The organism is Hydrogenophaga aromaticivorans (assembly GCF_013387465.1).
GTDB lineage: Bacteria > Pseudomonadota > Gammaproteobacteria > Burkholderiales > Burkholderiaceae_C > Hydrogenophaga > Hydrogenophaga aromaticivorans.
Genome location: NZ_VYGV01000007.1, coordinates 338,888 through 342,849 on the forward strand (window position 1 = coordinate 338,888; position 3,962 = coordinate 342,849).

2 protein-coding genes are annotated in these 3,962 nt (G+C 66.6%); both read right to left on the reverse strand.

What is annotated here, in order from left to right:
• Nucleotides 1-3: 3 nt before the first annotated feature.
• On the reverse strand, nucleotides 4-831 hold the full coding sequence (locus tag F3K02_RS11545) for a proteasome-type protease (protein WP_177135747.1): 828 nt from the start codon (nucleotides 829-831) through the stop codon (nucleotides 4-6).
• Entirely contained in the window at nucleotides 828-3,485 is a 2,658-nt protein-coding gene (gene mutS / locus F3K02_RS11550; RefSeq protein ID WP_425485581.1) for a DNA mismatch repair protein MutS, read from the reverse strand. The genes F3K02_RS11545 and mutS overlap by 4 nt, the downstream gene beginning before the upstream one ends.
• Between the last annotated feature and the right edge of the window lie 477 nt (nucleotides 3,486-3,962).

Consider the following 3,962-nt stretch of genomic DNA (forward strand, 5'->3'; position numbering starts at 1 on the left):
TGATCAGATCAGTTTCTCTTTGGAGTTGCTGATCTTCTTCAGCGGCTGGTTGCGCGCGCTGCCGCAGATCAGCGGCACCTCGGTGTGGCTACCGTCCCAGGTGGGGTGCTCGATGCTGTCGAACACCTCGCGCAGCTTCTGGCCCCAGGTGTTGTGGACCATGCGGAAGTAGGGGTTGTTTTCGTCGATGCAGGTGATCTTGTCGCTCTGCAGCTGGTCGACCTCGTACACCGCCAGGTCCAGCGGCAGACCCACCGAGAGGTTGGACTTGAGCGTGGAATCCATGGACACCAGCACGCACTTGGCGGCCTCGTCCAGCGGGGTCTCGGGCGTGATCACGCGGTCGAGCACCGGCTTGCCGTATTTGGATTCACCGACCTGGAAGAAGGGCGTCTCGGCCGTGGCCTCGATGAAGTTGCCCGCCGAATAGACCTGGAACAGGCGCATGCCTTCGCCCAGAATCTGGCCGCCGAAGATCATGGAGACGTTGAACTCCACGCCGGCGCGTTTGAGCGATTCGCCGTCGCGTTCGTACACGTGGCGCACCGCCGAGCCGAGCACGCGTGCGGCGTCGAACATGCTCTTGGCGTTCCAGATGGTGATGGGCTCACCGCCGTCGATGTCCTCCACCTGTTCCACCTGCAGGATCTCGCGCACCGATTGCGAAATGCTCAGGTTGCCGGCGGAGAGCAGGCACATGAAGCGCTCGCCCGGCTTTTCGTAGACGATCATCTTGCGGAAGGTGCTGATCTGGTCCAGGCCCGCGTTGGTGCGCGAGTCGGACAGGAAAACCAGTCCGGCGTTGAGTTTGACGGCGACGCAATAGGTCATGGTTGCAGGCTGAGTTTCTTGAGTTGGTAGAGCTGGTCCAGCGCTTCGCGCGGGCTCAGTGCGTCGGGATCTATGCCTCGCAAGGCGGCCAGCAAGGGATGGGTTTCAGGTTCGGCGCTTGGCGGCGGCGGGGCAAACAGGTCCACCTGGCTGCGGCTCTGTTCGCTCTGGCTTTCCAGTGCGGCCAGCGCGTGGCGCGCGTGCTGCACCACCGCCGCCGGCACGCCGGCGAGTCTTGCAACTTGTATGCCGTAGCTGCGGCTGGCCGGGCCGGGTTCGATCTGGTGCAGGAACACGATGCCGCTCTTGCCGCCGCCCTCGACCGCGCTCACGTGCACGTTCACTGCAGCGTGGTGGCCGGCCGGGAACTCGGTGAGCTCGAAGTAGTGGGTGGCGAAGAGCGTGAAGGCCCGGGCCTTGTCGTGCAGGTGCGCGGCGATGCCGCCGGCCAGCGCGAGGCCGTCGAAGGTGGAGGTGCCGCGGCCGATCTCGTCCATCAGCACCAGGCTCTGCGGCGTGGCGGCGTTCAGGATCTGCGCGGCCTCGGTCATCTCGACCATGAAGGTGGACTGCGCGTTGGCCAGGTCGTCGGCCGCGCCGATGCGGGTGTGGATGGCGTCGATCGGGCCGAGGCGGCAGGCCGTCGCCGGCACGTAACTGCCCATGCTGGCGAGCAGCACGATCACCGCCACCTGGCGCATGTAGGTGCTCTTGCCGCCCATGTTGGGGCCGGTGATGACCTGCATGCGCTGTTTCGGGCCCATGACGGTGTCGTTGGCGATGAAGCTGCCGCCGGTGGTTTCGTTCAGGCGCGCCTCGACCACCGGGTGGCGGCCACCGCGGATCTCGATGCAGGGCTCGGCGACGAACTGCGGCGCGCTCCAGTTGAGCGTGAGCGAACGTTCGGCCAGCGCGCACAGCGCGTCCAGCGCGGCCAGTGCGCGGGCCAGGCGGGTGAGCGGGTCGATGTAAGCCTGCAGCTCGTCCAGCAGGTGTTCGAAGAGCCACTTCTCGCGCGCCAGTGCTCGTTCCTGTGCACTGAGCGCCTTGTCTTCGAAGGCCTTGAGCTCGGGGGTGATGAAGCGCTCGGCGTTTTTCAGCGTCTGGCGGCGGCGGTAGTCGTCGGGCACCTTGTCGATCTGGCCCTGCGTGACCTCGATGTAGAAGCCGTGCACCTTGTTGAACTGCACGCGCAGGTTGGCGATGCCGGTGCGGGCGCGCTCGCGGGTTTCGAGGTCGATCAGGAAGCCGTCGCAGTTGGTCTGTATGGATCGCAACTCGTCGAGGTCGGCGTCGAAGCCGTGGTTGATCACGCCACCGTCGCGCACCAGCGCGGCCGGCTCGGGCAGCAGCGCGGCCAGCAGAAGCTCGGCGCAGCCGGCGGGTGGTGTGAGGTCGGCCGCAATCTGCAGCAGCAGGGCCGGTCCGCCCGCGGGCAGGCCGTGTTGCAGGCCCTGGGCGAGCTGCTGCGCGCGGCCCAGCGTCTGACCCAGGCCGACCAGTTCGCGCGGGCGCACCTGGCGCAGCGCGGTGCGCGCGGTGATGCGTTCCACGTCGCTCGCGCCCTTCAGCGCGCTGCGCAGCGTCTGGCCCAGGCCACCGCGCAGCAGGCCGATGGCGTCGAGCCGTGCGCGCGCTTCCGAGCGATCACGTTTCGGCTCCAGCAGCCAGCTGCGCAGCGCCCGGCTGCCCATGCCGGTCTGGCAGACGTCGAGCAGGGAGAACAGCGTGGGGCTGGTCTCGCCGCGCAGGGTGTGGGTGAGTTCGAGGTTGCGCCGCGTGGTGATCGGCAGGTCGATCAGCTCGTCGCTGCGCGCCACGCGCAGGCTCTTCACATGGCTGAGCGCGCGGCCCTGCGTGTGTTCGGCGTAGTCGAGCAGGGCGGCGGCGGCGGCGTGCGCGTCGCTCAGGCCCTGCGCGTCCCAGGCGGCCAGGCTGGCGGCACCCAGTTGTTCGAGCAGCTTGCGTTCGCCCAAGGCGCCGTCAAACGCCCAGGCCGGGCGCAGCACGGCCACGGTGCGCTGGCCACTGGCCAGCGGCTGGGCCGCGAGCGCCTGCACGTTCTTTTCAAACGCAGGCGTGACTTCGGCGCTGTAGAGCAGTTCACCGGGCGCGATGCGCGGAATCCAGTCGGCCAGCTCGTCGCTCGCGCACTGGGCGAGGAACACGATGCCCTGGGTGACCGACATCCAGGCCAGGCCGACGCCGGTGCGCGCGCCCGGGTGCACGGCCATGAGGACCGCTTCGGTCTTGTCGGAGAGCAGCTCGCTGTCGGTCAGCGTGCCGGGCGTGACCACCCGCACCACCTTGCGCTCCACCGGGCCTTTGGCCGTGGCCACGTCGCCCACCTGCTCGCAGATGGCGGCCGATTCGCCGAGCTTGATGAGGCGCGCGAGGTAGTTGTCGATGGAGTGGAACGGCACGCCGGCCATCACCACCGGCTCGCCGGCCGACTGGCCGCGCTGCGTGAGCGTGATGTCGAGCAGGCGCGCGGCCTTTTCGGCGTCGCCGAAGAACAGCTCGTAGAAATCCCCCATGCGGTAGAAAACCAGCGTGTGCGGGTACCCGGCCTTGATGGCGAGGTACTGCTGCATCATGGGTGTGTGCCGGGATGGCGCTTCGCCGTCTCCTTCAGGTTGCCTGTTTTCGCGCATCAACGCCGCTCATCCAACAAAATTTTCTGCCAGTTCCTGGCGGGGTGTTTGGGTGCTCCATGAGGCTGACCCCGTTGTGGCCCTGAGGGGGCCGGGGGATTTCATGGAGCCGAAAGGACGCCTGTTCGCAACCGGCGCGTCCATAGGCCACTTTCAGGGCATCCCCCTTTGAGTCCAGCCTGGCCATCCGGCCATCGGACGATGGGTTCCTGACTGATTGTCACCGCAGGTGAGGACGGACAAATTATGCCGTGCCGCCTGCCATTTGATCGCCGCGCCCCTCGCCGAGCGCCTCCATCGCTGTTACGTACCTGAATGTGACTGGTGTTACAAGCCATTTCGTCAAATGTTCATCCTTTTGGGGGATGTTGTGCTTGTGCCGTAGGACCAAGGTATGTATCCTGAGGGCAACAAAAGCGTGAGCTTTGTCTCCAAATGTAAGTAACGGCACTGCGGTGCATGTGAAGGAACCCTGTC

Excerpts from the sequence above, each read along its gene's own strand:
- mutS (WP_425485581.1), bottom strand. The coding sequence starts at position 3,485 with ATGCGCGAAAACAGGCAACCTGAAGGAGACGGCGAAGCGCCATCCCGG.
- F3K02_RS11545 (WP_177135747.1), bottom strand. The coding sequence starts at position 831 with ATGACCTATTGCGTCGCCGTCAAACTCAACGCCGGACTGGTTTTCCTG.